A 26,774-nucleotide genomic window follows, 5' to 3' on the forward strand; every position below is an offset into this window, starting at 1 on the left:
CTGGAATTCGACATGCGCCAGCGCACCCTTGCTTCGCTTCTTCTCCTGACGACCACGCTGGTCGCCCCCGCGGCGCTTGCGCAGGTCGCTCCGGCTCCGTCGGCGCCCGCCGGTCCGCCGCAAACCAGCACGACGTCACCCGGCCAGGCCCCCGCGCCGGAGCAGCAGGCGCAGGCGACGCAGGACGCAGTGCCGGGTGCCGCTGATGATCAGGCCGAGATTTCCGCCCCCGGCGTCGACGCCAGCACCGCCGGCGACATCGTCGTCGTCGGGCGCAACATTCCGAATGCGGTTCGCGCCACCGCGCAGGTCGTCAACGTGCTGTCGACCGCCGACATCGCGCGGACGGGCGAGGGCGACATCGCCGGCGCGCTGACGCGCGTCACCGGCCTGTCGGTGGTCGGCAACGGCTATGTCTTCGTCCGTGGTCTGGGCGATCGCTATTCGTCGGCGCTGCTCAACGGCTCGCCGCTGCCCAGCCCCGAGCCGCTGCGCCGCACCGTTCCGCTCGACATCTTCCCGACGACGGTCGTCGGCTCGGCGCTCGTCCAGAAGACCTATTCGGTGAACTATCCCGGCGAGTTCGGCGGCGGCGTCATCAACCTGACGACCAAGGCGATCCCGGACGAGAATTTCTTCACCGTCGGCGCCTCGGGCGGGATCGATACCGAGACGACCGGCCGGCTCGGCTACACCTATTTCGGCTCGAAGACCGACTGGCTCGGCTATGACGGCGGCGAGCGCAACGTCCCCGATTTCATCAAGCAGGCGCCGGCCGGCAACGGCGTGATCCCGGGCGCGCAGGTGCTTCAGTTGTCGAACGCGCGCACGACGCTCCTTCAGCGCAACAGCGACATTCCGGCGAATTATTCGGGCAGCCTCGATCTCGGCGTCACCGGCGATATCGGTGGCGCGCGCGTCGGCCTGATCGGCAGCGTCGGCGTGTCGAACAACTGGCGCACCCGCGACGCGGTGCAGCAGGATACCGTCAGTGACGACGGCACGATCCGCAACGATTTCGACACCGTCATCACCGACAATCGCGCGGTGGTGAACGGCCTGCTCGGCTTCGGGCTGGAATTCGGCGAGAACAAGGTCCGCTGGACCAACGTCTACATCCACGACACGCTCAAGCAGGGGCGTGCGTCGGCGGCGACCGTCTACAACAATTCCAGCGGCAACCCGCTGTTCCAGCAGAACACGAGCTGGTTCGAGCGCAAGCTGATCGAAACGCAGCTGGTCGGCGAGTTCAAGCCGCTTGAGGATCTGTCGATCGACGTGCGCGGCGCCTATGCCAATTCGCAGCGCAACTCGCCGTACGAGCGGCAGTTCATCTATCTCTGCAACACCTCGCTCAACACCAACCTGAGCAACGCGCCGGTATCCGACACCGGGGTGAGCTGCCCGGGCGTGTGGCAGGCGACCAACGCCTTCGACCGGTTCGCGACGGTGGTGTTCAGCGAGCTGAACGAGAACCTGTATTCGGGGCAGGCGGACGTCGCCTACAAGTTCGCGGGCGATCGCCCGATGACGCTGTCCGCGGGCTATTATTATTCGGAGAACGAGCGCACCTCGACGCGTCTTCCCTTCGTCTATCAAACCGCGGTGGGCGGGGCGATCCCGTTCCCGTGCAACCTGTTCCGCCCCGATTACCTGTTGTCGCCCGATGTGGTGAACGGCTGCCCGGTGCCCGGCGCGGGCAACGCGTCCGACACCGCGGTGCAGATGCGCTTCGACGCCGGCCAGAACGGCTCCTACGCCTATGACGCGCTGCTGCGCGTCCACGCCGGCTATGTGCAGGCCGAGGCCGAGGCGTTCGATGGCGTCCGCGCGATCGTCGGCGTCCGCTACGAAACCGCGACGCAGCGCGTCACCCCGATCAACGCCACCGGCACGCGCCTGAAGAACGATTATTTCCTGCCCGGCGCGACGCTGACGTGGAACTTCGCGCAGGACATGCAGTTGCGCCTCGCCGCATCGAAGACGATTGCGCGCCCGCAGTTCCGCGAATTGGCCCCGCAGGCGTTCCGCGACTTCGAATCCGACCGCCTGTTCTTCGGCAACCCGCGCCTCAAGGACTCGGAACTCTACAATCTCGAGGCGCGCTACGAATGGTTCTTCGCGCGTGACCAGCGGATCACGCTGGCGGGCTTCTACAAGCGGATCGACAATCCGATCGAGCAGGTCGGCTTCTTCCCGACCCCCGACGCGCGGCTCCAGACCGGCTTCACCAACCTGCCGCGCGCCAGGCTGTACGGCGCGGAGATCGAGGCGCAGAAGTACATCCCGCTCGACTTCATCTCCGAGGGCATGGCGGGCAAGCGCGCGGTCGTGATCGCCAACTACACCTGGACGCATTCGGCGCTAAGCGCGGACAAGACCTGCGTTCCCGGCGTGCTGGAAGGAACGACGCTCGGCGGCTGTCAGCCGAATTTCGCCCCCGCCGCCAGCCTGTTCCGCGACGGCGCACCGCTCACCGGCCAGTCCGACCACCTCGTCAACCTTCAGCTCGGCTATGAGGACAAGGACAACGGCACGCAGGCGACATTGCTGTTCAACTACGCCAGCGAGCGCGTGACCAACCGCGGCCCGTCGCTGCTGGGCGGTGCCGGCTTCCAGCCCGACATCATCGAACGGCCCGGCATCCGCCTCGACTTCGTCGCGCGCCAGACGGTCGATTTCATGAGCAAGAAGGTCGAGATCAAGGCCGAGATGCGCAACCTGACCGGCACGCGCTATCAGGAATTCCAGACCTTCGACGGCGGCAATCGCGTCGACATCAACCGCTATCGCCTCGGCCGCCTGTTCACGCTGGGGGCGAGCGTGACGTTCTGACCGGTAGGACTGGTGCCTGCCATGCCGTCATCCCGGACTTGATCCGGGATCCCGCTTCTCCCCTCGCGAAGAAGCGTCGCCCCGGATCAGGTCCGGGGCGACGAACGGAGCGGGGGACCGCGCCGGTTCACCAGCCCCACGGACGCTCGCGATACCACTTGGTGACGATATATTTGGTGCCGGCGCGCACCTTCATCCCGTGGTGGATCGTCGCCGGGTTGAGCGTCCCGTCGGGGCGACAATTGTTCCAGCAGACCAGCTTGCCCAGTTCGGGCTGGATCGTCTTGTCGACCGCCTTGAAGCGGGTCGCGCCGCCTGCCTCGGGTTCGTTGAGATAGATCATCGCGGTCCAGGTGCGATTGCCCGCCACGCTGCAATAGCGGTCGAAGTCGGCGCCGTTCGGCTCGAAGTAATCGGTATGCGCCTTGAATTCCTGCCCGACCGCATAGCGTTGCCCCTGGATCGGCTCGCCATGCAGCGGATCAAGCCCGGTCGCCGCCGCCAGCGCCGCGTCCACCTGCGCCACCACCGGGTCGGTCGCGGGCAGGTCGCAGGTTTCGCTGGTGCGGAACGCGGTGTCGCCGTTCGCGTCGGCGATCGTCGACGGTCGCCGGCCGATATCGATCAGCTCGACCAGATAGGCGCACGTCTCGGGCGAGAGAAACGCGCGTTTGGTGAACAACGTCAGCTTGGGGCTGGGCAGGCGCTGGAAGCCGGACTGGGCGGAAAGCCGGGCGGCGATCGGATCGGTGGCCATTGCGGGTTAGTGCCACAGGTAAAGGCGCGAGCCCAAGCACAGAAATATTACACAAACTCGCAATACCCACGTAATATGGTTTACCTAGCGGCCGTTCGCGGGGAGTTGGCCAGGCCGATGCGTTTGAAGTTCGATGCCCGTGCACGGGCGATCCTGCGGCGGCTGCCCGTGGTAAATGTCTATTCCGCGGCGGAATTGGTATTGCTTGCGGCGCTGGCGGTGCAATGCGCGCGGCTGGCGTGGGTGTTGTTGACCCCGGTCGCGCCGCTCGGGGCATGGACCCCCGCCGGGCCGACCGTCCCCGCCGATGCCGCGGGCGTGCTGGCAGGCTTCGATCCTTTCTACCGTGTCAGCGGCGCGGCGCAGGCGCAGGGGCCGACCGCGGTTACCTCGCTCCAGCTCACGCTCTACGGCACGCGCATGGACAGCGCGCAGGCGCGCGGCGCGGCGATCATCGCCGGGCCGGACGGCGTCCAGAAGAGCGTCGCGGTGGGTGAGGAGGTCGCCCCCGGCGTCACGCTCAAGTCGGTCGCCTTCGATCATGTCACGCTCGATCGCGGCGGCCGCAGCGAGGATCTGTTCCTCGACCAGTCGGGCAGCAGTGGCGGCACCGTCACCGCCCCCGGCAACGATCCGGCGCAGAACCCGCCGCCCGAGGCGCCGCCCGGCGCACGCGGGCTCGCCGCCCGGCTTGAGATACCCAGCGGCGGGACGATCCCGGCCGGCACCCCGACCGTCTCGCCACAGCAATTGCGTCAGGAGATCAACGCGATCCCACGGATCGACGGCGGCAAGGTCACTGGCGTCACCGTGCGTGGGCAGGGGGGCGCGGCGTTCCGCGCCGCCGGGCTGCGCGACGGCGACGTCATCACCACGGTCGCGGGCCGCCCGATCACCGGCCCGTCCGATCTCGAAATGCTCACCCGCGCGCGCGCGTCGGGCGGCACCCTGTCCCTCACGGTGGAGCGCGCCGGACAGCCGCTGCCGCTCACCATTCCGGTAGCTCGATGAACCGCACCGCCACTTTCCTGTCGCCGCTCGTCCTCCTCGCCGCGGCGCAGCCCGCGCTCGCGCAGACCACGCTCAACGTCCGCGATGCGGACATTCGCGCGTTCATCGCCGATGCCGCTAAGGTCACCGGGCGCACCTTCATCATCGACAATCGCGTGCAGGGCAAAGTGACCGTCGTCACCGATCGCCCGCTGTCGCGCAGCGAATATCTGGAGGTGTTCCTCTCCACGCTGCGCGCCAACGCGCTCATCGCGGTGCCGACCGCCAATGGCGCGTTCCGCGTCCAGCCGATCGACAATGCCGCCAGTCAGCCGGGGCGGATCGGGCTCGCCGGGTCACAGCGCAACCAGCTCGTCACCGAGATCATCCGGTTGCGCTCGGTCGACGCCGCGCAGGCGGTCGACACCGTCCGCCCGCTGGTCAGCGCGCAAGGGTCCGTCACCGCCAATCGCGGCGGCAACAGCCTCGTCGTCGTCGATTTCGCCGACAACGTCCGCCGTGTCCGCGAAGTGGTGCGACGGATCGACGCCGACACGTCGGCGACGCGGATCATCGCGCTCAAGAACGCGCGCGCCAGCGAGGTCGCGACCGCGCTGACCGGTTTGCTCGGCGGCGGCGCACAGGGCGGCGCAGCGGCGGCGACCGGCGGCGCCTCGGCGGTCGCGATCGAGAGCAGCAACGCGGTGGCGCTGCGCGGCGACCCGCAGACCGTCGCGAGGCTCGCCGGGCTGGCGCGCGAACTCGACCAGAGCGCACGCAACGCCACCGAAATTCGCGTCGTGTTCCTCGAAAACGCCGACGCCAATCAATTGCTGCCGGTCCTCCAGCAGCTCGTCGGTCAGGCCCCCGATGCGGTGCAGGAACAGGGACTCAGCCGCACCGGGCTAAGCACGTCGAGCACCGGTTCGACCGGCGTCGGCGCGACTCCGCAGCCTGCGACGCGCAGCCAGTCGCAGCAGACCGCCACGCAAGCGTCGGGCAGCCAGCCCCAACAGGCCGCGATCCGCGGCGAGGGCGCGCGCACCGCAGCGGTCGTCACCCGCTATGCCGGCGCGAACGCGATCGTCGTCGCCGCCCCGGCCGACGTTCAGCGCCAGCTGGCGGAGGTGATCCGCAAGCTCGACCAGCGCCGCCAGCAGGTGCTGGTCGAGGCGATCGTCGCCGAAGTGTCGGACAGCACCGTCAACCGGCTCGGCGCGCAATTCCTGCTCGGCAACATCGACGGCGGCGCGTTCGCCGCCTCGACGTTCAGCAATTCCGCGCCGAACATCCTCCAGATCGCGGGCGCGGTCGGCGCGCAGTCGCTGGGGTCGACGCGCACCGTCGTCACCGCCGCTGATGGCACCCGCACCGAAACCACGACCAACAACACCGCGTCGAACACGCTGACCCAGTCGGCGATCAATTCGATCATCGGCTCGCAGGGCGGGTTCGGTGGCTTCGGCGGCAAGATCGGCAGCACGATCTTCGGCGCGATCATCAATGCGGTGAAGAGCGATACGCAGTCCAACCTGCTGCAAGTCCCGCAGATCATGACGCTCGACAATCAGGAGGCGCATACCCTGGTCGGGCAGGAAATCCCGATCACCACTGGCGAGGCGCTGTCGAACAATTTCGACAATGCCTTCCGCACCACGCAGCGCCAGAACGTCGGCATCGGGCTCGACGTCCGCCCGCAGGTCAATTCGTCGGGCACGATCAAGATGAACCTCCATCTGGAGGTCAGCTCGATCGCCGGCCCGGTCAGCAGCAACAATTCCGACCTGATCCTCAACAAGCGTGAGGTCGAGACGGTGCTGACCGTCGACGATGGCGCGATCGGCGTTATAGGCGGGCTGCTTTCCGACGAAGAGCGGCGCACGATCGAGAAGATCCCGTTCCTCGGCGACATTCCGGTGCTCGGCAATCTGTTCAAAAGCCGTGCGAAGACCCGCGCCAAGTCGAACCTGATGATCTTCATCCGCCCGACCGTGATCCGCTCGGCGGAGGAGAACCGCCGCGTCACCGAGCGTCGCTACGGCTATCTGCGGCTCCAGCAGGGGTTGCAGGACCCCGCCGCCGAGCCCTCGATCGACGAACTGGTCCGCGACTATATGGGCGCGACCCCGCCGCTCCCGCCGGCCGGCGAGCCGGGTAGCATCGAGGATCCGCGCATCGGCGTGCCGGTGCAACGCAACTCCACCACCGTCATCAGCGGAGCCAGGCGCAAATGATCCTGCGCACCGGAGCGGAGATCGACGCAGCCGCCGCGCCGCTGCCGCCCGCACCGGACGGCGCGACGGTGCTGGGCGAGGCGGTGCCGGTCGTCCCGCCGCTCGCCTTGCCCTATGCGTTCGCGCGTAAATTCGGCGTCGTCCTCGATGGGGACGGCGTCGCGCTGCGCGAGGGCAGCGACCCGCGCGCGTTGATCGAGGTGCGGCGCGTGCTCGGCCGCGCGTTCGATGTCGCGGTGGTCGCGCCCGCTGCGTTCGACCGGCTGCTCGGCGAGAATTACGCGATGGACGGGCAGGCGACCGCCGCCGCCGCCGTCGGCATGGGCGACGAACTCGACCTGCTCGCGGAGGGCTTGCCGACCGCCGAGGATCTGCTCGACACCGCCGACGACGCGCCCGCGATCCGGCTCATCAACGGCATCATCGCCGATGCCGCGCGCAACGGCGTGTCGGATATTCATATCGAGCCCTATGAAACCGGGCTGGTCGTGCGGATGCGTATCGACGGCGTGCTGCGCGAGACGCTGCGGATGCCGCCGCACGTCGCCCCGGTCGTGGTCAGCCGTATCAAGGTGATGGCGCGGCTCGACATCGCCGAGCGGCGCGTGCCGCAGGACGGGCGCATGGGGCTGACGCTCGGCGGCAAGCTGCTCGACGTCCGCGTCTCGACCTTGCCAAGCCGCGCGGGCGAGCGTGTCGTCCTGCGTATTCTCGACAAGGAGAATGCCGGCATCGACCTCGACGCGCTCGGGATGAGCGCGCCGATGTATGCGCTGCTGCGCGATGCGATCGCGGAGCCGAACGGCATCGTGCTGGTGACCGGGCCGACCGGTAGCGGCAAGACGACCACGCTCTACGCCGCGCTGCGGTTGTTGAACGACGGCAGCCGCAACATCCTGACCGTCGAGGACCCGGTCGAATATGCGGTTGAGGGTGTCGGCCAGACGCAGGTCAACGCCAAGGTCGGACTGACCTTCGCCGCGGGGCTCCGCGCCATTCTGCGGCAGGACCCCGACGTGGTGATGATCGGCGAAATCCGCGACCGTGAGACCGCCGAGATCGCGGTGCAGGCGTCGCTGACCGGCCACCTCGTGCTGTCGACCGTCCACACCAACGACGCGGTCGGCGCAATCACGCGGATGCGCGACATGAAGGTCGAATCGTTCCTGCTCGCCTCGACGCTGCGCGCGGTCATCGCCCAGCGGTTGGTGCGCCGCCTGTGCAAACATTGCGCGCGCCCGGTGCCAGCATCGGAGACGGTCGCGCCGCTGCTCGGGATCGATCCGGCGACGACCGTCTACGAGGCGGTAGGGTGCGAGAATTGCAACCGAACCGGCTTCCGCGGCCGGATCGGCGTCTACGAGGCGGTCCGCGTCGACGCGACCGTCCGCCGCCTGATCAACGAGGGCGGCGACGAAGATGCCATCGCGCGCCACACCTTCGCCAACAACGACACGCTCGCCACCGCCGCGCGGCGGCTGGTGGAAAGCGGCCAGACCACGGCGGAAGAAGCGATTCGCGTCTCCCGCAGCGAAAACGCCGACACCGCCGAAGCCGCGATCGCCGATGCGCACTGAACGCCATTTTCCGTTCGTTTCGAGCAGCATCGAGCGCAGTCGAGATGCGTCTGTCGAGAAGTGTGGGGCCACAGTCTTCTCGACCCCGGGTCTCGACTTCGCTCGACCCTCGGCTCGAAGCGAACGGCTTATTTCCAATGGCTGACTTCGACTATATCGCGATCGACACCCGCGGCAACGAGACGCGCGGCCATGTGAGCGCCACCGACATGGACGCCGCGCGCGCCGCGCTCGATCGCAAGCGTCTGTACGTCGTCCGCATCGAGCCCGGCAGCACCCCGCAGGCGCGCAGCCGCCCGCTGTTCGGCCTCGAACTCGGCCGCGCGAAGATGTCGGGCAAGCAATTGACCTTGTTTACCCGCCAGTTGGCGACGCTCAATCGCGTTTCGCCGCTGGAGGAATCGCTCCGCACGATCACCCGCCAGACCGAGCAGGAAAGCGTCCGCGCGATCGTCCAGACCGTCCATACCGCGGTCGTCGAGGGGCGCCGGCTCGCCGATGCGATGGCGCGCGAGCCGAAGAGCTTTCCGCCGCTCTACCGCGCGATGGTCGCGGCGGGCGAGAGCTCCGGCACGCTGCCGCAGATCATGGAGCGGCTGTCGACCCTGCTCGAACGACAGGCAGAAATCCGCGGCAAGTTGCTGACCGCGATGGCCTATCCCTCGGTGCTCGCCGCGGTCGCGCTCGGCGTGGTGCTCGCGCTGATGACCTTCGTCGTCCCGCAGGTGGTCGAGCAATTCGATACCGTCGGTCAGGAACTTCCGCTGCTCACCCGGCTCGTGATCGGCCTGTCGGCGGTGCTGGTCGGCTGGTGGTGGCTGATGCTGCTGGTGCTCGTCGCGCTGGGGTTCGGGGCATGGGCCGCGCTGCGTCAGCCGCCGATCCGGCTGGCTTTCGATAGCTGGCTGCTGCGCGTGCCGCTGCTTGGGCGGCTGCTCCGCGACCTCCACGCCGCGCGGATGGCGCGGACGCTGTCGACGATGGTCGCCAGCCGTCTCCCGCTTCTGGAAGGGCTTAGCCTCACTGCCGGCACGATCCACAACCGCCGGCTGAAGGCGGCATCGGACGAGATCACCGAATCGATTCGCGGCGGCGGCAGCCTTTCGGCGGCAATGCGTCGCGCCGGAGTCTTCCCGCCATTGCTCGTCTATCTCGCCGCCAGCGGCGAGGCGGCGGGGCGGCTCGACGAGATGCTGGAGCGCGCCGCCGACTATCTGGAGCGCGAGTTCGACCGCTTCACCGCCACCGCGATGTCGCTGCTCGAACCGCTCATCATCGTCATCATGGGCGCGATCGTCGCGACGATCGTGCTATCGATCCTGCTCCCCATCCTTCAGCTCAACACGCTGGCCGGACAATGAGAATGCCTATGTCGACTGAGAAGAAGCCCCGGAAGAAGCGCAACGGGTTCACGCTGGTGGAACTGATGGTGGTGATCGTCATCATCGGCCTGCTGGCGACGATCGTCGCGCTCAACGTGCTGCCCTCGGGCGACACCGCGCGGATCCAGAAGGCGAAGGCTGATATCGCGACGATCGAGCAGGGCCTCGAACTCTACCGGCTGCAGATGGGCAACTACCCGACAACGACGCAAGGGTTGCAGGCGTTGGTCACCCCGCCGGCCGGGGCGGACGCCGCGCGCTATCAGGCCGGCGGCTATATCAAGCGCTTGCCGCAGGACCCGTGGAGCCGTCCGTACCTCTACGCCTCGCCCGGTCAGCATGGCGCGGCGGATGTCTGGACGCTGGGCGCCGACGGCAAGGACGGCGGGCAGGGGATCGATGCCGATATCGGGTCCTGGCAGTAACGCGGCCCGGGGCCACCAGCGCGGTTTCACGCTGATCGAGCTGATGGTGGTCATCACCGTCATCGGGCTCGCCTCGGCGGCGGCGGTGCTGATGATGCCCGACACGCGCGGCCGGCTGATGGACGAGGCGACGCGCTTCGCGGTGCGCACTCGCGCCGCGCACGACGCCGCGATCGTCGAGGCGCGCCCGGTCAGCCTGTGGGTGACGCCCGGGGGCTATGGCTTCGACCAATGGCGCGGCGGCGCGTGGACGCCGCTCGACGGCGCATTGAAGGTCGAGCGCTGGAAACCGGGCACCGCGACCACCGGCCCGGCGCGCGACCGGCTGACCTTCGACACCACCGGGCTCGCCGATCGCGCGATGACCGTGACGCTGACGCGCGAGGGGATGCGCACCGATGTGGTGATCGACGCCGACGGGACCGTCCGTGTCGCCGGCTGACCCGCCCGCGCGCGGGTTCACCCTCGTCGAGATCATGGTCGCGCTGGTCGTGTTCAGCCTCGCCGCGCTCGCGCTGATCCGGCTGGAGGGGCAGACGATCCGCTCGACCGGCTTCGTGTCGTCGGCGCTGCTCGCGCAGATCGTGGCGCGCAACGTCGCGATCGAGGCGGTCACCGATGCACAGCCGCCGACGCGCGGGCGCGCCAGCGGCGTCGAGCAGGCCGGCGGACGCACCTGGACGTGGGTGCGCGATACGCAGCCGCTCGGCGACGGCGATGTTCAGCGGATCGACGTCGCGGTCAGCGATGCGGGCGGCGCGGTGATGGGCCGCGCGACGATGGTCCGCCCGCCGCCTGCGCCGATCGCACAGACGCGGGTCGGGCCGTGACGCGCCGGACGACGCACGACGCGGGCTTCACGCTCGTCGAGGTGATGATCGCGTTGATGATCTTCGGGATGATCGCCGCCGCGGGGGTCGCGTTGCTGGCGTTCAGCGTCCGCGCGCAGGGGGCGACCGGCGCCGCGCTCGACGACAATGCCGCGCTCAACCGGCTCGTGTCGATCATGACCGCCGACATGGCGCAGGCGCAGGATCGTCCAACCCGCGACGCCGCGGGCACGCTGTTCCCCGCCTTCTCGGGCGACCGCAGCGCGCAGCCGATCCTGCGCTTCGTCCGCGGCGGCTGGGCCAACCCCGATCAGGCCCCGCGCGCGACCGTGCAGAAGGTCGAATATCGCCTGACCGCCGATGGGATCGAGCGCGTCGCCTATCCCGCGCTCGACGGCGCCGCGCCGCTGCCCGCGGCGTTGCTGGTCGACCGCGTGCAGGAAGTGCGCGTCCGCTTCCGCTACGCCGGGGCGTGGAGCGACACATGGCAGGGCGACGAGCGCGCGTCCTTGCCGCAGGCGATGGAACTGACGCTGGTGCGCGCGGGCGGGCAGTCGTACCGGCTGCTGTTCCTCGTCGGCACCGGCGCACCGCGCACGCTCGACGACGTCAACAACGGGCAGCTGGGCCCCGGCTCGGGCGGTGCCCCGGCCGCTACTCCGACAGGCACGGCGAATGCGGCGCGCTAGGCCGGGCGAGCGCGGGGCCGCGCTGCTGACCGTGCTGCTGCTCGTAGCCGTCATCGCGGTCATGGCCGCCACCGCGCTGGAGCGCTTGCGGCTGTCGACGCGACTCGCCGCCAATGCTGTCGCGCTTGATGCTGCGCGCGGTTACGCCTATGCCGCCGAGACGCTGGCGACGCGCCGCGTCTCGACGCTTCTGCAACAGAGCCGCGACCGCGTCGCGCTGACCGGCGGGTGGAGCGGACGGCCGTTCGGCCTGCCGATCCCCGGCGGCACCGCGACCGCGCGGGTCACCGATGGCGGCAATTGCTTCAACCTCAACGGGCTGGTCACCTTCGGCTTCGGCGACGCCTATCTCGTCAACCCGCAGGCGCTGACGCGTTTCCAGCGGCTGTTGCGACTGCTGCGCGTGCCGGACGGCGATGCGATCGCGGTGGCGACCGCCGACTGGCTCGACAGCGACGACGATCCGCTGCCCGGCGGCGCGGAGAACAGCGCCTATCGCGGCTATCGCACCGCCGGCACGTTGATGGCCGATGTCAGCGAGTTGCGTGCGGTAAAGGGCGTCACGCCCGAGGCGTACAAGCTGATCCAGCCGTGGGTGTGCACCCTGCCCATCGCGCGGCAATCGGTGCTCAACGTCAATACCTTGCTCCCCGAGCAGGCGCCGCTGCTCGCGATGCTGCTGCCCGACACGATGGGGGTCGCGCAGGCGCAGGGTCTGCTGCTGCGCCGCCCGCCCGGCGGTTATGCGCAGGCCGGACAATTCTGGGCGCAACTGGCCAGCGCGGGCGGCGCGACCGACATCGGCGCGCAATCGCAGACCGGCGTGACGACCAAATGGTTCGCGCTGCGCATCGATGTGGTCAATGGCGGCGCGGAATTGCATGAGGAAGGGCTGATCGACGCGCGGACTCTTCCCGTCCGGCTCGTGACGCGGCAATGGGGGGATGTACCATGACCGCTGCGACGCTCCTCTTCCTGCCTCCCGACGATTCGCAGCCGTGGCGCTGGTGGCGGATCCGCGACGACGCGGTCGAGCGCGAGGGCGAGGGGATGCCCGAGGTGACGGCGGAGGACCGCGTCGTCGCGGTCGCGCCGGCCGATGCGGTGACGCTGCACTGGGCGACGCTGCCCGCGCGTTCACCGGCGCAGGCATTGGCGGCGGCGCGCGTCGTGGTCAGCGACGCCACCGCCGAGCCGGCGCATGACCTGCATGTCGCGGTCGGGCGCGAACGCGACGGCGAGCGCGCGATCGCGGTCGTCGCGCCGGCGCGGATGGCGGCGTGGCTCGCGGCACTGGCGCGCGGCGGGGTTGATCCGGCCGCGGTCGTCCCCGCGCCGTTGCTGCTGCCTGAGCCCGAGGAAGGCTATGTCCGCGCCGACCTGGGCGGGCAGGTGGTGGCGCGCGGTCGCACGACCGGCTGGGCCGACGAGCCGGTGCTCACCGGGCTGGTGACCCGCGGCGAAACTCCGCGGCTGCTCGACCGCGCCGCACTGCGTGCCGCCGCGATCGAGGCGGTCGCCGAGCCGGTCATCGACCTGCGGCAAGGCGCGTTCGCGCGTCGCCGCCGGCGTACCGCGATCGACTGGGCGCTGGTGCGGCGGCTGGCGGTGCTCGCCGGGCTGATCCTGCTGGCGACGCTCGCGATCGATGTCGTGCGGATCATGCGCTATTCGTTCGGCGCGGACGCGATCGAGCAGCGCGCCGCGACGATCGCGCGGCAGGGTTTGCCGCGCGGCACCGGCGAAGGTGACGAAACGCGAATGCTCGGCGAGCGGCTGTCGGCGCTGCGCGGGCCGGGGCAGGGCTTCACCCGCACCGCGGCGGCGGTCTACGCGATCGTGGAGGCGGTGCCCGATACGGAGATCACCGCGTTGCAGTTCGAGCCGAACGGCGCGTTGCGCATTTCGCTGTCGCTGGCGGGCGAGGCGCAGGCGAATACGGTCAAGTCGCGGCTCGCCGACGCGGGTTTCACGGTCGAATCAAGCGTCTTCCAGCAATCGGCCGGTCGCCTGACCGGCGACATGACGGTGCGGCCATGACGGCGTTGAAGACATGGTTCGACGGACGCTCGCTGCGCGAACGGCGTTTGTTGCTGGTGATGGTCGCGCTGGCAGCGGTGACGCTGGTGTGGGGCGCGGTGATCCGCCCGGTCCGCGACGGGCTGTCGTCATCGCGTGAGCGCTATACCGACGCCGTGATCCGCCTCGGCACCGCGCAGGCCGGGCTGCGGCAGGTCAAGGCGTTGCAGCGCCGCGCGACCCCGCTGTCCGCGCCGCTCGCCGATGTCGTCCGCGCGCGCGCCGACGCCGCGGGGTTCACGCTCGCCAGCCTCGATGTCGAGGCGCCCGACCGCGTCCGCACCGCGATCGCCACCGCGCGCGCCGGCGCGTTGATGCCATGGATCAGCGGGCTGGAATCGGAGGGGATTCTGGTCGACTCGCTCAGCGTCTCCGGCAATGGCGCGGGCAGCGTCACCGCGACCATGACGCTCCGCGCGCGAGGGGTCTGATGCGTATCCCGCTCACCACCGGGCGTCGCACGCTGTTCCTCGCGCTGTTCGCGGCGGCGATGCTTGCCTTCCTCCCGCTGCGGCTCGCGCTCGGTTGGAGCGGGCTCGACGGACAGGGATTCGCCGCGCGCGAAGTAACCGGCAGCCTGTGGTCGGGGCGGCTGGTCGAGGCGCGGTTCGGTGAAATCGCATTGGGTGATCTCGACGCCGGCCTGTCGCCGTTCGCGCTGCTGATCGGCCGCGCGCGAATTGCGCTGTCGAGCGAGTCGAACGACCCGGCGCAGCGGCTGGCCGGCGCGGTCGAGATCGGGCGCAATCGCGCGGCGATCATCGACGCCAGCGGCCCGCTCTCGCCCGGCAACGCCTTCGCGCCGTTGCCGGTTTCGGCGCTCAACCTCGACGGGGTTACGGTGCGCTTCGTCGACGGCACCTGTCAGGCGGCCGAAGGTCGCGTCCGCGCGACGCTCGCCGGGGCGTTCCTCGGTCAGCCGCTGCCCGGCGCGCTCAGCGGCAGTGCGCGTTGCGATGCGGGGGCGCTGCTGTTGCCGCTCACCAGTGGTGCGGGGGAGGGCGTCAACCTGCGGCTCTGGCCGGATGGCCGCTATCGCGCCGACCTGACGCTGATCCCGACCGACCCGACGATCGCGGCGCGGCTCGACGGCGCGGGCTTCGCGGCCAATGGCGCGGCGCGCACTTTCTCGGTCGACGGACGCTTCTGAACCGCTTGACGAACGGCCCGCGGTGCCGCTAGGGGCACGGCCTTCGCGGCGATCGTAGCTCAGTTGGTTAGAGCATCGGTTTGTGGTACCGAGGGTCGCGGGTTCAAGTCCCGTCGATCGCCCCATCCCTCCATTTCTGTTTCTTGCTGGCGTTTTTCGCGCGACAAGATTATTGCGCTTGGACGTAATTTAACGTCGTGCGCACTGGAGAGACGATGACCTCGGTCTGGGACTATCCCGATTTCGACAGCCATGAAGGGCTGCATCTGTTCACTGACCCGGCGTCGGGGCTGAAGGCGGTCATCGCGGTGCACTCGACGACGCTCGGGCCGGCGGCGGGCGGGGTACGCTTCTGGCACTATGCCGATGATTCCCGGGCGATCACCGATGCGCTGCGGCTCTCGCGCGGCATGAGCTACAAGAATGCAATGGCCGGGCTCGATCTGGGCGGCGGCAAGGGCGTCGTGCTGGCCGACCAGCCGGGCGCGACGATCAGCGAGGCGCAACTGGTGGCGTTCGGCCGCGCGGTCGAGTCGCTGGGTGGCCGCTATGTCACCGCCGAGGACGTCGGCATGTCCGAAGCGCGGATGAAGGTGATCGCGGGCGAGACGCGCTACGTCTCGGGCCTGCCGGTCGCACAGGGCGCGGCGGGCGGCGATCCCGGCCCGTACACCGCGCACGGCGTCTATCTCGGCGTGCGCGCCGCGGCGAAGCGCGGGCTCGGCAGCGATGACATGAAGGGCGTGCGTGTCGCGATCCAGGGGCTCGGCTCGGTCGGCGGCGGGCTCGCCCGCTTGCTGGCGAAGGACGGCGCGGTGCTGACGCTCGCCGACGTCGATCAGGCGCGTGCCGAGCGGATGGCCGCGGAGCTGGGCGCGACGACCGTCGCACCGGACGCGATCCTGTCGGCGGATGTCGATATCGTCAGCCCCAATGCGCTGGGGGCGATCCTCACCGAACGTTCGATCCCGACGCTCAAGGCGAAGATCGTTGCGGGCGGCGCGAACAACCAGCTCGAAACGCGCGCCGACGGGCAGCGGCTGCACGATGCCGGAATCGTCTACGCGCCCGACTATGTCATCAACGCCGGTGGCATCATCAACGTCGGGCTCGAATATCTCGGCCACGGCGATGAGGCCGAGGTGATGGCGCGGATCGCGCAGATCCCCGGCCGGCTCGATCAGGTGTGGGACGAAGCCGCCGCCTCGGGCGATCCGACTGCCGAGGTCGCCGACCGGATCGCGCGCCGTTTGATCGGCAGGGCGGCGTAACCGCGGTTTTTTGACACACTGTCGCCGCGTTCGGCGGTGACAGTACGTGAGACGAAGCAGACATGGGCCCCTGCCTCCGCAGGGGCGACGGTTGGTTGATCCCCGTCGCCCCTGCGAAGGCAGGGGCCCATGTCTGTAAATTCCGGCGCTGCGCGTGCTGCACGAGACGTTGCCATTGTGTCCCTATGCCGCCGACCCAACGCCGGGGGTGACGACCGCCCCCGGTTCGCCTATCCGGGCCGGGTGCCTGCGCTCCATGCCTTTGCCAATCCGGCGCGTTTCCTGAAGATCGCGCGTCCGCTCACCCCCATCATGTTTTGGGCGGGGGTCGTGTTGATCGCAGTCGGCTGCTGGGCGGGGCTGACCCAGACCCCGGCCGATTACCTGCAGGGCGAGACGGTCCGTATCCTCTACATCCACGTCCCCGCCGCATGGCTGGGGATGGGCGGCTGGAGCAGCATCGCCATCTCGAGCATCGTCTTCCTCGTCTGGCGGCATCCGCTCGCGATGATCGCCGCGCGCGCGATCGCCGCGCCCGGCGCGATCTTCGCCGCGCTCTGCCTCATCACCGGCGCGATTTGGGGACGGCCGACCTGGGGGACGTGGTGGCAATGGGATGGGCGGCTGACGTCGATGCTGCTGTTGTTCTTCGTCTATCTCGGCTTCATCGCGCTGGCGCAGGCCGATCGCGAGCGCGACGGCGACGGGCGTATTCCTGCGCTGTACGGCATCGCCGGAACGGTGCTGCTTCCCGTCATCCGCTATTCGGTCGTATGGTGGAACACGTTGCATCAGGGGCCGAGCATCGGGCTGACCGGGTCCAGCATCGATCGCTCGTTGCTCTGGCCGCTGCCGATCGTGCTGGCGGGCTTTTCATTTTTCTTCGGTGCGGTGGTGCTGATGCGGATGCGTACGATGCTGGCGCGCGAAAAGGCCGAGGCGCGGCTGCGGCGGCGCGCGCGCGCATGAATCCGTGGCCGTTCGTCACCGGCGCCTATGCGCTCACCCTGCTCGCTGCCGCTGCGCTCGCGTGGTGGAGCTGGCGACAGATGCGGGACGCCGAGAAGTGACGCGAAAGAACCAGCGATTGATGCTCGTGCTGCTCGGGCTCGGCGCAATCGCCGCGGCGGCGTTGCTGGCGCTGTCGGGGCTGCGCGATCAGGCGGCGTTCTTCTACGCGCCCGCCGACGTGGCGGGTAACGTGCCCCCGCCCGACAAGGCGGTGCGGCTGGGCGGGATGGTCGAACGCGGCTCGCTCAAGCGCGCGGCGGATGGCGTGTCGATCGACTTCGTCGTCACCGACGGCAAGGCGACCACGCCGGTGCGGTTCAGCGGGATCGCGCCCGACCTGTTCCGCGAAGGCTCGGGAGTCGTGGCCGAAGGGCATTTCCGTCGTGACGCCTCGTTCGTCGCCACCAACCTGCTCGCCAAGCACGACGAGAAATACATGCCGCCGCAAATGGCCGGCAAGATGCACGAAACCCGCACGCTTGAGGAGCAGCGCTGATGGGCTTCGTTGCGCTTCTGGTGCTGGCGGCGGCGGCGTTCGCGGCGATGGCGTTGTGGCTGCGCGTCGACCGGCTGTTGTGGTCGATGCTGGGCGCGGCGCTATGCCTCGGCGGGGTGGGCTATGCGTGGCAAGGCCGACCGATGCTTGGTGCCGCGGCACCGCAGCGGACGACCACGACTCCGCCGGTCGATATCGAAGAGACGCAGTTGCGCGACAGCCTGTTCGGACGCTTCAATGCCGACACCGCCTATCTGATCGCCGCGGACGCGATGACGCGCAGCGGCAATGACGATGCGGCGGCGCGGGTCGTGCTCGGCGGGCTGTCCAAACTGCCGCAGAGCTTCATTCTGTGGACCTGGGCGGGCGTCACGCTTTCCGCCGAAGCAGGGCACCGCGTGTCACCGCCCGCGCTGATTGCGTTCCGACAGGCCGCGCGACTGGCACCGGAGCATCCGGCACCGCCTTATTATCTCGGCTTTGCGTATCTAGAGGCGGGCGATATCGCCAAAACACGCGCCCTATGGGCACGCGCCGTCCAGCTTTCGCCGGACGGCACGCCCTACCGCATCGAGATCGCGCGCCGACTGGCGCTGCTCGACCGGCTGATCGCGGCCAACGACGCGCGCTGACCGGAGCGGGTTATTTGCCGCGCCCGGTCTGCTCCTGAAGCGCGTCGATCCGCTTGGAGGCATCGGCCTTGGTCAGCGATTCGTCGAAAGCTTCGCCCGCCTCTTCGCTCAGCGTTTTCAGGTAACTGGCCTGCGCGCCGGTCATCGGCTCGTCGCCGGTGGTCCAGTCGTCGGGATCCTTCTCGGCGTTCGAGAAGGGCTCGCTCTTCGGATTTTGGGTATCGCTCATGGTGGCAAGGTCCTTTCGCTGAACAGAACAATTATGTTCGCCACCTGTTCCGCGTTGCGGGCGCTTCGGCTGCGTGCTAGTCGCGCCCCAATATGGCCACGATCACGCACGTCCTTTCGATAGCGGTGGCCAGCGCATGAGCGTCAGCACCGTCGACCCTGCCGTCCGTGCACAGGCGGCCGCGGGGCATCACCAGCACAGCGGCAGCCTCGCCAAGCTCGCGCTCGGCGCGATCGGCGTCGTCTACGGCGACATCGGCACCAGCCCGCTCTACGCGATGAAGGAGGTGTTCGTCGGGCATCACCCGCTAGCGGTCGATTCGTTGCACGTGTTCGGGGTCATTAGCCTCGTCTTCTGGTCGCTGATGCTGATCGTCACGCTGAAATACGTGCTGATCGTGTTGCGCGCCGACAACAACGGCGAAGGCGGCAGCCTCGCGCTGCTCGCGCTGATCCAGCGCCGCTCCGGGGCGGGCAAGAAATGGGGATCGAGCCTCGTCATCCTCGGCGTGCTCGCTACCGCCTTGTTCTTTGGCGATTGTATGATCACCCCGGCGATCTCGGTGCTGTCGGCGGTCGAGGGGCTGGCGACGGTCGAGCAAGGGTTCGACTCGTTCGTGCTGCCGATCGCGGTGACGATCCTGATCGCGCTTTTCTATATGCAGTCGATCGGGACCGAGAAGGTCGGGCGGCTGTTCGGCCCGATCATGGCGATTTATTTCGTCGTGTTGGCGGTGATGGGCGTTTCGCACATCATCCAGCGCCCCGATATTCTGTTCGCGCTCAACCCGCTCTACGCGGTACGCTTCGCGATGAACGACGGCGGGCTGGCGTTCCTCGCGCTCGGCTCGGTGGTGCTGGCGGTGACCGGGGCCGAGGCGCTCTACGCGGATATGGGCCACTTTGGTCGTCGCCCGATCGAGCTGGCATGGCTGGCGTTCGTGCTGCCGGCGCTGATGCTCAATTATCTGGGGCAGGGGGCGCTATTGCTGCAAACCCCATCGGCCGCCGAAAACCCCTTCTTCCTGATGGCGCCCGAGAACTGGCGCCTGCCGCTCGTCATCCTCGCAACGATGGCGACCGTGATTGCCAGCCAGGCGGTCATTACCGGCGCCTATTCGGTCGTTCAGCAGGCGGTGCAGCTCGGGCTGATGCCGCGCATCCGCATCACCCACACGAGCGCGTCGGAGGCGGGGCAGATCTATATCCCGGCCGCAAACTGGGCGCTGATGGTGATGGTACTGCTGCTCGTCTTCGGCTTCGGCGAATCGTCGAACCTCGCTGCGGCCTATGGCATCGCAGTGACGGGGACGATGTTCATCTCCACCTGCATGATCGGCGTGTTGATCCGCCGCGTGTGGCACTGGCCGCTATGGGCGACCGCGTTGTTCGAGATCGTCTTTCTGTCAATCGACGGCCTGTATTTCGCGTCGAACCTCACCAAGGTGCCCGATGGCGGCTGGTTCCCGCTGCTGGTCGCGGTGATCGTCTTCGTGTTGCTCACCACCTGGTCGCAGGGGCGCAAGCTGATGATCGAGCGGATGCGTGAGGCGGCAATGCCGATCAAGATCTTCATCGATTCGGCCGCGAGCTCGGCAACGCGCGTTTCGGGCACCGCGGTGTTCATGACCTCGACACCGGAGGGCGTTCCGCATGCCTTGCTTCACAACCTCAAGCACAACCGCGTCCTGCACGAACGCGTGATCCTGCTGACGGTGCGCGTCACCGATATGCCGTATTTTCCCGAGGAGGATCGCTTCCTTCACGAGGATCTCGGACAGGGCTTCCACCGCGTTATCCTGCGCTACGGCTTCATGGAGGAGCCTGACGTCCCCGCGCATCTCAAAACCTTCGACGGGTGCGGCGCGGCGTTCCGGATGATGGACACCAGCTTCTTCCTCAGCCGTCAGACGTTGCTCGCTTCGGAGCGTCCCGGCATGGCGATCTGGCGCGAAAAGCTGTTCAGCTGGATGTTGCGCAACGCCGAAAGCGCGATGGAATTCTTCCGCCTGCCTACCAACCGCGTGGTGGAGCTGGGCAGCCAGATCGAGATTTGACCCCATCGTTCGAGCCCGCCCCGATCATCGTCACCGCGCTATTCGGGCGCGAGGATCAAGCGTTCTTTGATGCCGAACGCAGCGCGTACTTCCCACCCGAGCGCAATCAGCTCGCGGCGCATCTTACGATGTTCCACCATCTCCCGCCGTCGCTGGCGCCGGAGCTGAAGCAGCGGCTGGTATCGGAAACTCGCGGCATTCCGGCACTGCATGCGCGGATTGCAGACGTGATCTCGCTCGGGCGCGGCGTGGCCTACCGCATCGACTGTGAGGAACTGTCCACAGTCCGCGCGCGGTTGGCCGCAGCCTTCGCCGGACTGCTGACACCACAGGATGCCGGCGGCTGGCGCGCGCATGTCACGGTACAGAACAAGGTCGAACCGGCGGTCGCCAAGGCGTTGCTGACCGAACTGCGTGCCGGATTTCGCCCGCGCCCGGTCACGATCTCCGGACTGGCCGCCTATTGGTATCGGGGCGGGCCCTGGGAAATGTTGTCGAAGCATTCGTTCGCGGGTTGACCGCGTCGAACCGGCTGTTATAGCCCGCGCCTCACGAGCGCTGGTTCCCTCGGAAACGGGGCGGAGTAGCTCAGCTGGTTAGAGCAGCGGAATCATAATCCGCGTGTCGGGGGTTCAAGTCCCTCCTCCGCTACCAAGCGTTCGTGTTTCCAAGCCCCTGATTTAGCGTCTAATTTTCGGTTCTGTCGGTTGCTTGAGACTGACGCCGCTTGTTCGTTTGGGCGTTTATTTGGGAAAACCGCTATTCTGGCGGCTTGTCCTCGCCCTCCAGCTTGCGGATCGCGGCCTCGCCCAGCGCCGGGTCGCGGTTGAGGTAGTGCGCGTCCAGAATCTCGTTCACGTCCTTCAGGGAGTGACCGGTCACCGTCGCGATCTCGGGTGGCGTCGCGCCGGCGAGTGCCAGCCGGGTGACGGCGGTTCCGCGCAGGTCATGAAAGGTGACGCCCTCGACGCCGGCAAGCGCGCACGCCTTTCGCCATGAGGCGCGGAAGCCGCCTTCGGTCCAGGCGGTGCCGCGCTCCGTCAGCAGGATCGTCTCGCTGGTTGCGCGGCCTACGCGGATGGCGTCGAGTCGCGCCTTGAGGGGCGCGCCGACGCGGATGACCACGCGCTTGCCGACCGATCGCCGGACCTTGCTGACGGTCTTGCCTTGGATCAGACGCAGGTGGGTGCCGTCGTATTGCGCCCATGTCAGTGCGATCAGGTCGCCCTGTCGCTGACCGGTCCAGAGCGCCAGCGCCAGCGCAAGATGAAGGTGATCGGGCGCGCGGGCGTAGAATGCCGCTTCGTCGATCGACGTCCAGATGCGGTCGGATCGCGCCGCGCGATAGACCCGCCCGCCTGCAAGGCAGGGATTGACGGTGACAAGGCCGCGATCGAGCGACCACGACATGACCCGCGCCAGCACCGCGAAGGCGTAATCCGCCTGTCGCCGCGAGGTGCCAGCGAGCCGGTCGCGCCATGCCATGAATTCGCCGCGCGTCCGCCGGTCGGACAGCGCCGCCAAGGGGAAGTCGCCGAACTCAGCATCAATCACGCGCAGGTGCTTGCGATAGTCGGCGCGAGTCCGCTTCGCGAGATCGGTGAAGTCGGACGAATCCTGATATTGGTCGAGCACGCTGCGCAGCAGGTGCGAGGCGTCGGCGCGACGGGAGCGCACAGCGTCGGCATAGCTGGCGTGGAATTCGGGGCTTCCGAATGCACCGGACAGGCGTGGCCCGCCCTTCCATGCGTAATAATAGGTGACCTTCTCGCCGGATCTCAGGCGAGTCGTCACCTTGTTCAGCCCTTTCAGCTTAACGCGCATCGCGGCGGGCCTTCCACTCATCGAACGGTGAGGCAGGGGCGGTGCTTTCCTGTCCGTGGAACAGGATGATTCGGCCGTCCGGCGCGATCTCCGTCCGGGTCACAAGGACGTGCGCCTTCGCCGCGGCCTTCAACGCGCGTGCCAGATCATCCTGACGAAAGGTGACCCTTGCACGGTTCACGCGACCGCTCCGATCGCATCCTCAAGGTCGAGCTGGCGATCGTCGGCGACCGGGCGACCATAAGCGATCGACAGCGCAATCTCGCACCACGTCGCGTGGCCGGTCGCGTCGTGGTGACGTGCCGCGACCCCTTGTGCGTTCGGGCCGGACCAGCGAACGGCATCGCCGCACACATGACATCCCGCGCGCACGTCACGTGTGCTGGACGTATTGCGCGGCGGGCGGTGATCGGTGTTGATCCTGTGGAGCATCGGGACAGGCGGGGGCATCAGAGCATCCCCAGCGCTTGCATGTACACTTCGAGGATCGACTGCTCCTCCTGATAATCCTCGCGCTTTTTCTTGCGGATGGTCAGGATCGTGCGGATCGCCTTGGCATCGTAGCCACGGCTTTTCGCCTCGGCCATGACATCCTTGATGTCGTCGGTGATGCCTTTCTTCTCTTCCTCGAGGCGCTCGGCGCGCTCAATCAGCAGGCGCAGCTCGTCGACGGCAACAGTGCCGCCGGTGAACGGCTGATCGGTATCGTTCGACGGTGTGATCATAGGGCGGAGATCCTGATGAATGACGGGACGGTGCGGAGGGAAACGGGCCTGCCTGTGGAATGACGGTTCCACAGGTCAAAGCGGTCACCACATCGGAGGAGGGCGCCGCGGGATCGGGTGACAGTCGCGGGCAAGGCACAGGAGCGCGAGCCCGTCATCGAAGCGGACGTTGGCGAAGCCGCGGCGTGCCGCGATGACAGTGCCGTGCTTGCCGTGCCGCCGACCACGACCGAGATAGACGAAGCGGTCGCCATGACCGATCGCCGTCGAGGATACAGCCGGCATCTCACAGGCCGAACAGCACGAAGGGGCCGGGGCCACCGGTTGCCGCATCCAGCGCGATGACGATCAACTGACCCAGCGCGAGACCAGCAAGCGCGCGAGTCGCGACGCCATTGGCGGTCAGGCCGCGCGCCGCCTTCATCGCTCGCCGCCGAGGCGCACGACCAGCAGCATCAGCATGAAGGGCACGGCGACGATCACGCCCACGATGGTGACGATCATCACCGCCGATCGGCGCCAGCGGGGCGCGCGCGACGCGGGTGCGGTAGTCATGCCACATCGCCTTCGCTTTCCGTGCCGGCGCAGCGCGTGCAGGCGTTGTCATTCGCCCAGCGCAGCGGCCCGGCGCCCTCCAGCGCGGTCCAGTTCGTGGCGGCGCAGCCGCGGCACACGCGCGGATGTCGCTCGGGCGGCTCGCTCGCGAGCTGGCGGTACACATCGGGATCGAAGGGGAGTGCCGCGCGCAGGCGTTCCAGCGTCTCTTCCTTGCGCGCGACGGCGCCGGGCGTCTCCAGCAGCGCGAGCAAATCGCTCGCCGGGCTCACATCAGCGGGGCGTGGCGCGAGCCGCGCGGCCACCGCCGCGCGCGACAGGCTGGCGGAGTGACGACAAAGGCGTAGGTACGTCGCCGGCGTGAGCGGCGGCAACGCAAGGGCAGGCGGCGCGCCGCGAACGGCTCGGCTGGTCGCAAGCGCGAAGGTTCGTGGGAAAGCGTGCATCATGAAGGCGATCCTTTCGGGACAAAGCGGGGGCGTTGCCGAAAGCGGGAGTTGCGATCGGCCGGAGTGGGACGGTGATGGTGAGCGCGCGGGTGAGCGCGCGGCGATCAGGGCATCGGTTCGACGTCAGCGGCCGGCGCGCGTTCATCGTTGGCGGGGATGGGAGCGTCGTCATTCGCCGGGCGCGATCTGACAACGAGCGGAAGGGAGATGGCCGGATGCGGCGCGTAGCTCGGCTGGATCGTGCGCACCGCGACGATCTGCCCCACGAACCGGAAGCCACAGGCGTCGTTGCTGCACAGCAGCAGCAGTTCTCGAACCAGTCGCGTCTGCTGTTCGCTGGTGCGGATCGCGGCCGCGCTTTGGCAGTGCGGGCACAGCACCATCGGCGCCCGCTTCGTATAGTTCCTTCTCACCGTGTAACCCCCGTCGACCCTGCGTCCGGCCCCGCGCCGGACGGAAGGAAGCTGGCGACCCGCTGTTGAAGCGCGTCGATCGCGCCAGCGGCTTGCGTCACCTCGGCGAATGCGCGGTGCGCATCCAGCGGCGAGGCATTGGTGTTGGTGAGCGAGAGGGCGGCAGCGATCGCCTCGCCCGTCTCGCGGGAAACGTTGCCGACATCGGCGACCAGCGCGCGGGCGCAGGCGTCCTGACGCTCGATCACCAGCCCGAGCTGGAAGGCGAAGGCGTCAAGGAACGGGGCACCGACGCCGCCAGCTTCGCGCCAAGCCGCGTCGAAGGCGAGCGCCTGATCAACCGGCGGGACCGTCTTGCTGGTCGGGTGTGCCCAAGAATAGACCGTGCGCTCTGCGCGACCGGCGATCTTGGCCGCAGCTGGATAGCCGATCAGCCCGGCGACCTGCGTCATCGCACCGGGGAAGGTGAGAGGGGCGCGGAAGTGCGTCATGCCTGTGCCTGTTGCGAAACTGAGGGACGATCGCACGCGACATTCTCGTGCCCGATGGGCATCCCGGTAGCGGAGGTAGGGGGATAAATGTCGGGACGCAGATCGTGCTTCGAGATGCCAGTCTCGCGCTCAACTCGCAGAACCAGTTCGGCGGGGAGCGGGGTGTCGTTGCTCAACCACATGAAGATGGTGGACTGGCGACGACCGATCAAACGACCAAATGCAGACTGGCTGCCTGCAGCTCGAACAGCCCTCGCCAACGGCGCATCGGAATGTGTTTCTATGCCCATTCCTATGAACTACCGGTGTACCGGTAAACCGTCGACCGGAAAATGCACGGTGAGATTTACCGCTTTGCCGTTAGTGAGATCACGTGATCTACGGTGACCGCATAACGGCGCAGCTGGGCAGCCTCGGAATGAGCCAGTCGGAATTGGCCCGGCGGGTTGGTGTGAATCAGAGCACGATCAACGGATTAATCAAAGGCGAGCAGCGCTCGTCGTCGCACCTGCATAAAATTGCTCGAGAGCTGTCCACGTCAGTCGAGTACCTGACCGGCGAAACAGACAATCCGGCAAGCACCGCTCCGCCTGCGCCCTCTTCTGCGCAGATTGCGGAGATGTTCGACCTGGTCCCTGTCGCCTCGATCGACATGGCTTATGGTATGGGCGGAACCTTCGCAGACGGGCACGTCAACGTCGAGGTTATGCACTTCCCGCGACCGTGGCTGGAGGCGATGACACGAACGCCGGCTGCTTCGCTGACGTGGGCGCGCGGGCGTGGAAACTCCATGTCGCCGACGATCGAGGATGACGACATTGTCCTGATCGATCGTTCCGATCGCCGCGTGCAGGATCAGGATGCAATCTGGGCTTTCACAATCGGCGACATCGCCATGATGAAGCGCCTGCGGGTGCGAGGCGACAAAGTTACGATCCTGTCTGATAACGATCGTGTCCCTCCGGACGAGGCGCATCCGGATGAAATCAATGTGGTGGGGCGCGTTTCACATATAATCAAGCGACTGTGATACCCCCCGCCTGTGGTTCACATTGATGTGAATGCTTATGACGTTGTATGGGAAGTGGCGTTGCTTGATTAATCAGCGCCGCTAGGCTCCCCATTCCGGCCCATCATCGTCAGGCCAAAATCCATCCCCGGCTTCTGCGAGTTCTTGCGGGTCGCGTGGTTTCTCTGGGGCAAACGCGACAGGTGGCAAAGAGGGGTCCCCGCCTCCTACTCGAACGCGTAGATAGCCAGACGATCCCACAAGCCCTTGGTAGATCGCGCGAACGTCCTCGCCATTGCGTATCCGAGAACCCATCCATGGGGCGCGCTCAGCTGTAATGTAGCCGACTTGGACGCCGGCGGGGCTGAAGACGGCAATTGCTTGAGGATCGTGACGGTTACGGGGCTCGGGGCGCAGCTCCATCGGCACGCCCGGCGGCAGCATCAGCAGCTCGGATCGGCGATTGCTTTTCGCACGATCTTCGTTTGGAAAATCGATCCCAACGATAGACACTGTGAACTCGCGCATAGATTCTTCGACGCTTCCATTTAGCAAGAGCTTCATCTATCAGTTCGCTGCTCCATGGGGATGGAGCAAGCCGCGTCATAGCGCGGGATTAGAGACTAGGGGGAGGCTTATGGAAGAGGCTGGCGCATTCGCGTTTG

Annotated in this window: 34 protein-coding genes and 2 tRNA genes; 23 read left to right on the forward strand and 13 right to left on the reverse strand. The window is 67.7% G+C overall.

The annotated features are described in order from the left end of the window. Positions 1–12: 12 nt before the first annotated feature. Positions 13–2,835: a TonB-dependent receptor domain-containing protein gene (locus SPHPH_RS0102825; RefSeq protein WP_028965331.1), complete on the forward strand. Its 2,823-nt coding sequence runs from the start codon at positions 13–15 to the stop codon at positions 2,833–2,835. Positions 2,836–2,962: 127 nt separating this feature from the next. Here SPHPH_RS0102825 and SPHPH_RS0102830 read toward each other — a convergent pair whose 3' ends face one another. After that, positions 2,963–3,592, reverse strand: coding sequence for a prolyl hydroxylase family protein (locus SPHPH_RS0102830; protein WP_028965332.1), 630 nt, complete (start codon positions 3,590–3,592; stop codon positions 2,963–2,965). Between the two features lie 117 nt (positions 3,593–3,709). On the opposite strand from SPHPH_RS0102830, the gene SPHPH_RS0102835 reads away from it, so the two are divergent. The 18 genes from SPHPH_RS0102835 to SPHPH_RS0102920 all read left to right on the forward strand — a co-directional run bounded on the left by SPHPH_RS0102835 (position 3,710) and on the right by SPHPH_RS0102920 (position 18,358). Beyond that, positions 3,710–4,603, forward strand: a complete 894-nt coding sequence (locus SPHPH_RS0102835; RefSeq protein ID WP_028965333.1) for a type II secretion system protein N — start codon at positions 3,710–3,712, stop codon at positions 4,601–4,603. After that, positions 4,600–6,816, forward strand: a complete 2,217-nt coding sequence (gene gspD / locus SPHPH_RS0102840; RefSeq protein ID WP_028965334.1) for a type II secretion system secretin GspD — start codon at positions 4,600–4,602, stop codon at positions 6,814–6,816. The genes SPHPH_RS0102835 and gspD overlap by 4 nt, the downstream gene beginning before the upstream one ends. Beyond that, on the forward strand, positions 6,813–8,393 hold the full coding sequence (locus SPHPH_RS18745) for a GspE/PulE family protein (RefSeq protein ID WP_037487947.1): 1,581 nt from the start codon (positions 6,813–6,815) through the stop codon (positions 8,391–8,393). Before gspD ends, SPHPH_RS18745 begins: the two co-directional genes overlap by 4 nt. 137 nt (positions 8,394–8,530) lie before the next feature. Next, on the forward strand, positions 8,531–9,754 hold the full coding sequence (gene gspF, locus SPHPH_RS0102850; protein ID WP_028965335.1) for a type II secretion system inner membrane protein GspF: 1,224 nt from the start codon (positions 8,531–8,533) through the stop codon (positions 9,752–9,754). Positions 9,755–9,762: 8 nt separating this feature from the next. Then, entirely contained in the window at positions 9,763–10,200 is a 438-nt protein-coding gene (gene gspG, locus SPHPH_RS0102855) for a type II secretion system major pseudopilin GspG (RefSeq protein ID WP_156025776.1), read from the forward strand. Further along, positions 10,175–10,642, forward strand: a complete 468-nt coding sequence (locus SPHPH_RS0102860; protein ID WP_081668463.1) for a GspH/FimT family pseudopilin — start codon at positions 10,175–10,177, stop codon at positions 10,640–10,642. Before gspG ends, SPHPH_RS0102860 begins: the two co-directional genes overlap by 26 nt. Then, positions 10,629–11,030, forward strand: a complete 402-nt coding sequence (gspI, locus tag SPHPH_RS18750; RefSeq protein WP_037487949.1) for a type II secretion system minor pseudopilin GspI — start codon at positions 10,629–10,631, stop codon at positions 11,028–11,030. The genes SPHPH_RS0102860 and gspI overlap by 14 nt, the downstream gene beginning before the upstream one ends. Then, positions 11,027–11,719, forward strand: coding sequence for a type II secretion system minor pseudopilin GspJ (gene gspJ / locus SPHPH_RS18755; protein ID WP_156025778.1), 693 nt, complete (start codon positions 11,027–11,029; stop codon positions 11,717–11,719). Before gspI ends, gspJ begins: the two co-directional genes overlap by 4 nt. Further along, a complete protein-coding gene (gspK, locus tag SPHPH_RS0102875; protein WP_028965338.1) occupies positions 11,706–12,674 on the forward strand; it encodes a type II secretion system minor pseudopilin GspK in 969 nt (322 codons plus the stop codon). The genes gspJ and gspK overlap by 14 nt, the downstream gene beginning before the upstream one ends. Then, positions 12,671–13,759, forward strand: a complete 1,089-nt coding sequence (gene gspL / locus SPHPH_RS0102880) for a type II secretion system protein GspL (protein WP_028965339.1) — start codon at positions 12,671–12,673, stop codon at positions 13,757–13,759. The genes gspK and gspL overlap by 4 nt, the downstream gene beginning before the upstream one ends. Further along, positions 13,756–14,229, forward strand: a complete 474-nt coding sequence (gspM, locus tag SPHPH_RS0102885; RefSeq protein ID WP_028965340.1) for a type II secretion system protein GspM — start codon at positions 13,756–13,758, stop codon at positions 14,227–14,229. Before gspL ends, gspM begins: the two co-directional genes overlap by 4 nt. After that, positions 14,229–14,948, forward strand: a complete 720-nt coding sequence (gspN, locus tag SPHPH_RS0102890; protein WP_156025780.1) for a type II secretion system protein N — start codon at positions 14,229–14,231, stop codon at positions 14,946–14,948. Before gspM ends, gspN begins: the two co-directional genes overlap by 1 nt. Before the next feature lie 48 nt (positions 14,949–14,996). Beyond that, positions 14,997–15,073, forward strand: a tRNA-His gene (locus SPHPH_RS0102895). A gap of 90 nt (positions 15,074–15,163) precedes the next feature. Next, the gene (locus SPHPH_RS0102900; protein WP_028965342.1) at positions 15,164–16,219 is read left to right on the forward strand and encodes a Glu/Leu/Phe/Val family dehydrogenase; all 1,056 of its coding nucleotides are present in this window, start codon (positions 15,164–15,166) and stop codon (positions 16,217–16,219) included. 243 nt (positions 16,220–16,462) lie between these two features. Beyond that, positions 16,463–17,188, forward strand: coding sequence for a heme ABC transporter permease CcmC (gene ccmC, locus SPHPH_RS0102905; RefSeq protein WP_028965343.1), 726 nt, complete (start codon positions 16,463–16,465; stop codon positions 17,186–17,188). Then, positions 17,185–17,289 (forward strand): heme exporter protein CcmD, encoded by a 105-nt coding sequence (gene ccmD / locus SPHPH_RS20995; protein WP_156025782.1) that lies wholly within the window; start codon positions 17,185–17,187, stop codon positions 17,287–17,289. Before ccmC ends, ccmD begins: the two co-directional genes overlap by 4 nt. Then, positions 17,286–17,726 carry a cytochrome c maturation protein CcmE gene (gene ccmE / locus SPHPH_RS0102915; RefSeq protein ID WP_028965344.1) on the forward strand — a complete coding sequence of 147 codons (441 nt, stop codon included), beginning with the start codon at positions 17,286–17,288 and terminating at the stop codon, positions 17,724–17,726. The genes ccmD and ccmE overlap by 4 nt, the downstream gene beginning before the upstream one ends. Further along, a complete protein-coding gene (locus SPHPH_RS0102920; protein ID WP_028965345.1) occupies positions 17,726–18,358 on the forward strand; it encodes a tetratricopeptide repeat protein in 633 nt (210 codons plus the stop codon). Before ccmE ends, SPHPH_RS0102920 begins: the two co-directional genes overlap by 1 nt. 10 nt (positions 18,359–18,368) lie before the next feature. On the opposite strand, the gene SPHPH_RS0102925 is transcribed toward SPHPH_RS0102920, so the two are convergent. Next, positions 18,369–18,587 (reverse strand): DUF3072 domain-containing protein, encoded by a 219-nt coding sequence (locus SPHPH_RS0102925; RefSeq protein ID WP_028965346.1) that lies wholly within the window; start codon positions 18,585–18,587, stop codon positions 18,369–18,371. Between the two features lie 136 nt (positions 18,588–18,723). On the opposite strand from SPHPH_RS0102925, the gene SPHPH_RS0102930 reads away from it, so the two are divergent. The 3 genes from SPHPH_RS0102930 to SPHPH_RS0102940 all read left to right on the forward strand — a co-directional run bounded on the left by SPHPH_RS0102930 (position 18,724) and on the right by SPHPH_RS0102940 (position 21,297). Continuing rightward, on the forward strand, positions 18,724–20,643 hold the full coding sequence (locus SPHPH_RS0102930) for a potassium transporter Kup (RefSeq protein ID WP_028965347.1): 1,920 nt from the start codon (positions 18,724–18,726) through the stop codon (positions 20,641–20,643). Next, a complete protein-coding gene (locus SPHPH_RS0102935; RefSeq protein ID WP_028965348.1) occupies positions 20,640–21,161 on the forward strand; it encodes a 2'-5' RNA ligase family protein in 522 nt (173 codons plus the stop codon). Before SPHPH_RS0102930 ends, SPHPH_RS0102935 begins: the two co-directional genes overlap by 4 nt. A gap of 59 nt (positions 21,162–21,220) precedes the next feature. Continuing rightward, positions 21,221–21,297, forward strand: a tRNA-Met gene (locus SPHPH_RS0102940). A 105-nt stretch (positions 21,298–21,402) separates the two neighbouring features. Here the strand turns inward: SPHPH_RS0102940 and SPHPH_RS0102945 are convergent. The 10 genes from SPHPH_RS0102945 to SPHPH_RS20655 all read right to left on the reverse strand — a co-directional run bounded on the left by SPHPH_RS0102945 (position 21,403) and on the right by SPHPH_RS20655 (position 25,390). Next, the gene (locus tag SPHPH_RS0102945) at positions 21,403–22,437 is read right to left on the reverse strand and encodes a tyrosine-type recombinase/integrase (protein ID WP_238302827.1); all 1,035 of its coding nucleotides are present in this window, start codon (positions 22,435–22,437) and stop codon (positions 21,403–21,405) included. A 207-nt stretch (positions 22,438–22,644) separates the two neighbouring features. Then, entirely contained in the window at positions 22,645–22,917 is a 273-nt protein-coding gene (locus SPHPH_RS0102955) for a hypothetical protein (RefSeq protein WP_238302829.1), read from the reverse strand. Then, positions 22,917–23,192 (reverse strand): DUF2312 domain-containing protein, encoded by a 276-nt coding sequence (locus tag SPHPH_RS0102960; protein ID WP_028965352.1) that lies wholly within the window; start codon positions 23,190–23,192, stop codon positions 22,917–22,919. The genes SPHPH_RS0102955 and SPHPH_RS0102960 overlap by 1 nt, the downstream gene beginning before the upstream one ends. A gap of 84 nt (positions 23,193–23,276) precedes the next feature. Continuing rightward, positions 23,277–23,477, reverse strand: a complete 201-nt coding sequence (locus SPHPH_RS0102965) for a hypothetical protein (protein ID WP_028965353.1) — start codon at positions 23,475–23,477, stop codon at positions 23,277–23,279. A gap of 1 nt (position 23,478) precedes the next feature. Beyond that, on the reverse strand, positions 23,479–23,616 hold the full coding sequence (locus SPHPH_RS21000) for a hypothetical protein (RefSeq protein WP_156025784.1): 138 nt from the start codon (positions 23,614–23,616) through the stop codon (positions 23,479–23,481). Then, the gene (locus SPHPH_RS21650; RefSeq protein WP_272944234.1) at positions 23,613–23,747 is read right to left on the reverse strand and encodes a hypothetical protein; all 135 of its coding nucleotides are present in this window, start codon (positions 23,745–23,747) and stop codon (positions 23,613–23,615) included. The genes SPHPH_RS21000 and SPHPH_RS21650 overlap by 4 nt, the downstream gene beginning before the upstream one ends. Beyond that, a complete protein-coding gene (locus tag SPHPH_RS18760; RefSeq protein ID WP_238302831.1) occupies positions 23,744–24,196 on the reverse strand; it encodes a hypothetical protein in 453 nt (150 codons plus the stop codon). Before SPHPH_RS18760 ends, SPHPH_RS21650 begins: the two co-directional genes overlap by 4 nt. Before the next feature lie 104 nt (positions 24,197–24,300). Next, positions 24,301–24,579 (reverse strand): Ogr/Delta-like zinc finger protein, encoded by a 279-nt coding sequence (locus SPHPH_RS0102985; protein ID WP_037487954.1) that lies wholly within the window; start codon positions 24,577–24,579, stop codon positions 24,301–24,303. A gap of 26 nt (positions 24,580–24,605) precedes the next feature. After that, positions 24,606–25,100: a hypothetical protein gene (locus tag SPHPH_RS0102990; RefSeq protein ID WP_028965355.1), complete on the reverse strand. Its 495-nt coding sequence runs from the start codon at positions 25,098–25,100 to the stop codon at positions 24,606–24,608. Continuing rightward, positions 25,097–25,390, reverse strand: a complete 294-nt coding sequence (locus SPHPH_RS20655) for a transcriptional regulator (RefSeq protein WP_081668465.1) — start codon at positions 25,388–25,390, stop codon at positions 25,097–25,099. The genes SPHPH_RS0102990 and SPHPH_RS20655 overlap by 4 nt, the downstream gene beginning before the upstream one ends. Before the next feature lie 83 nt (positions 25,391–25,473). Here SPHPH_RS20655 and SPHPH_RS20660 point away from each other — a divergent pair, with 83 nt between their 5' ends. Beyond that, complete coding sequence (locus SPHPH_RS20660) at positions 25,474–26,130, forward strand: XRE family transcriptional regulator (protein WP_081668467.1); 657 nt, start codon at positions 25,474–25,476, stop codon at positions 26,128–26,130. An 81-nt stretch (positions 26,131–26,211) separates the two neighbouring features. On the opposite strand, the gene SPHPH_RS20665 is transcribed toward SPHPH_RS20660, so the two are convergent. Beyond that, a complete protein-coding gene (locus SPHPH_RS20665) occupies positions 26,212–26,673 on the reverse strand; it encodes an HIRAN domain-containing protein (RefSeq protein WP_337587815.1) in 462 nt (153 codons plus the stop codon). Positions 26,674–26,774: the final 101 nt, after the last annotated feature.

It is taken from the genome of Sphingomonas phyllosphaerae FA2 (assembly GCF_000427645.1).
Taxonomy (GTDB): domain Bacteria; phylum Pseudomonadota; class Alphaproteobacteria; order Sphingomonadales; family Sphingomonadaceae; genus Sphingomonas; species Sphingomonas phyllosphaerae.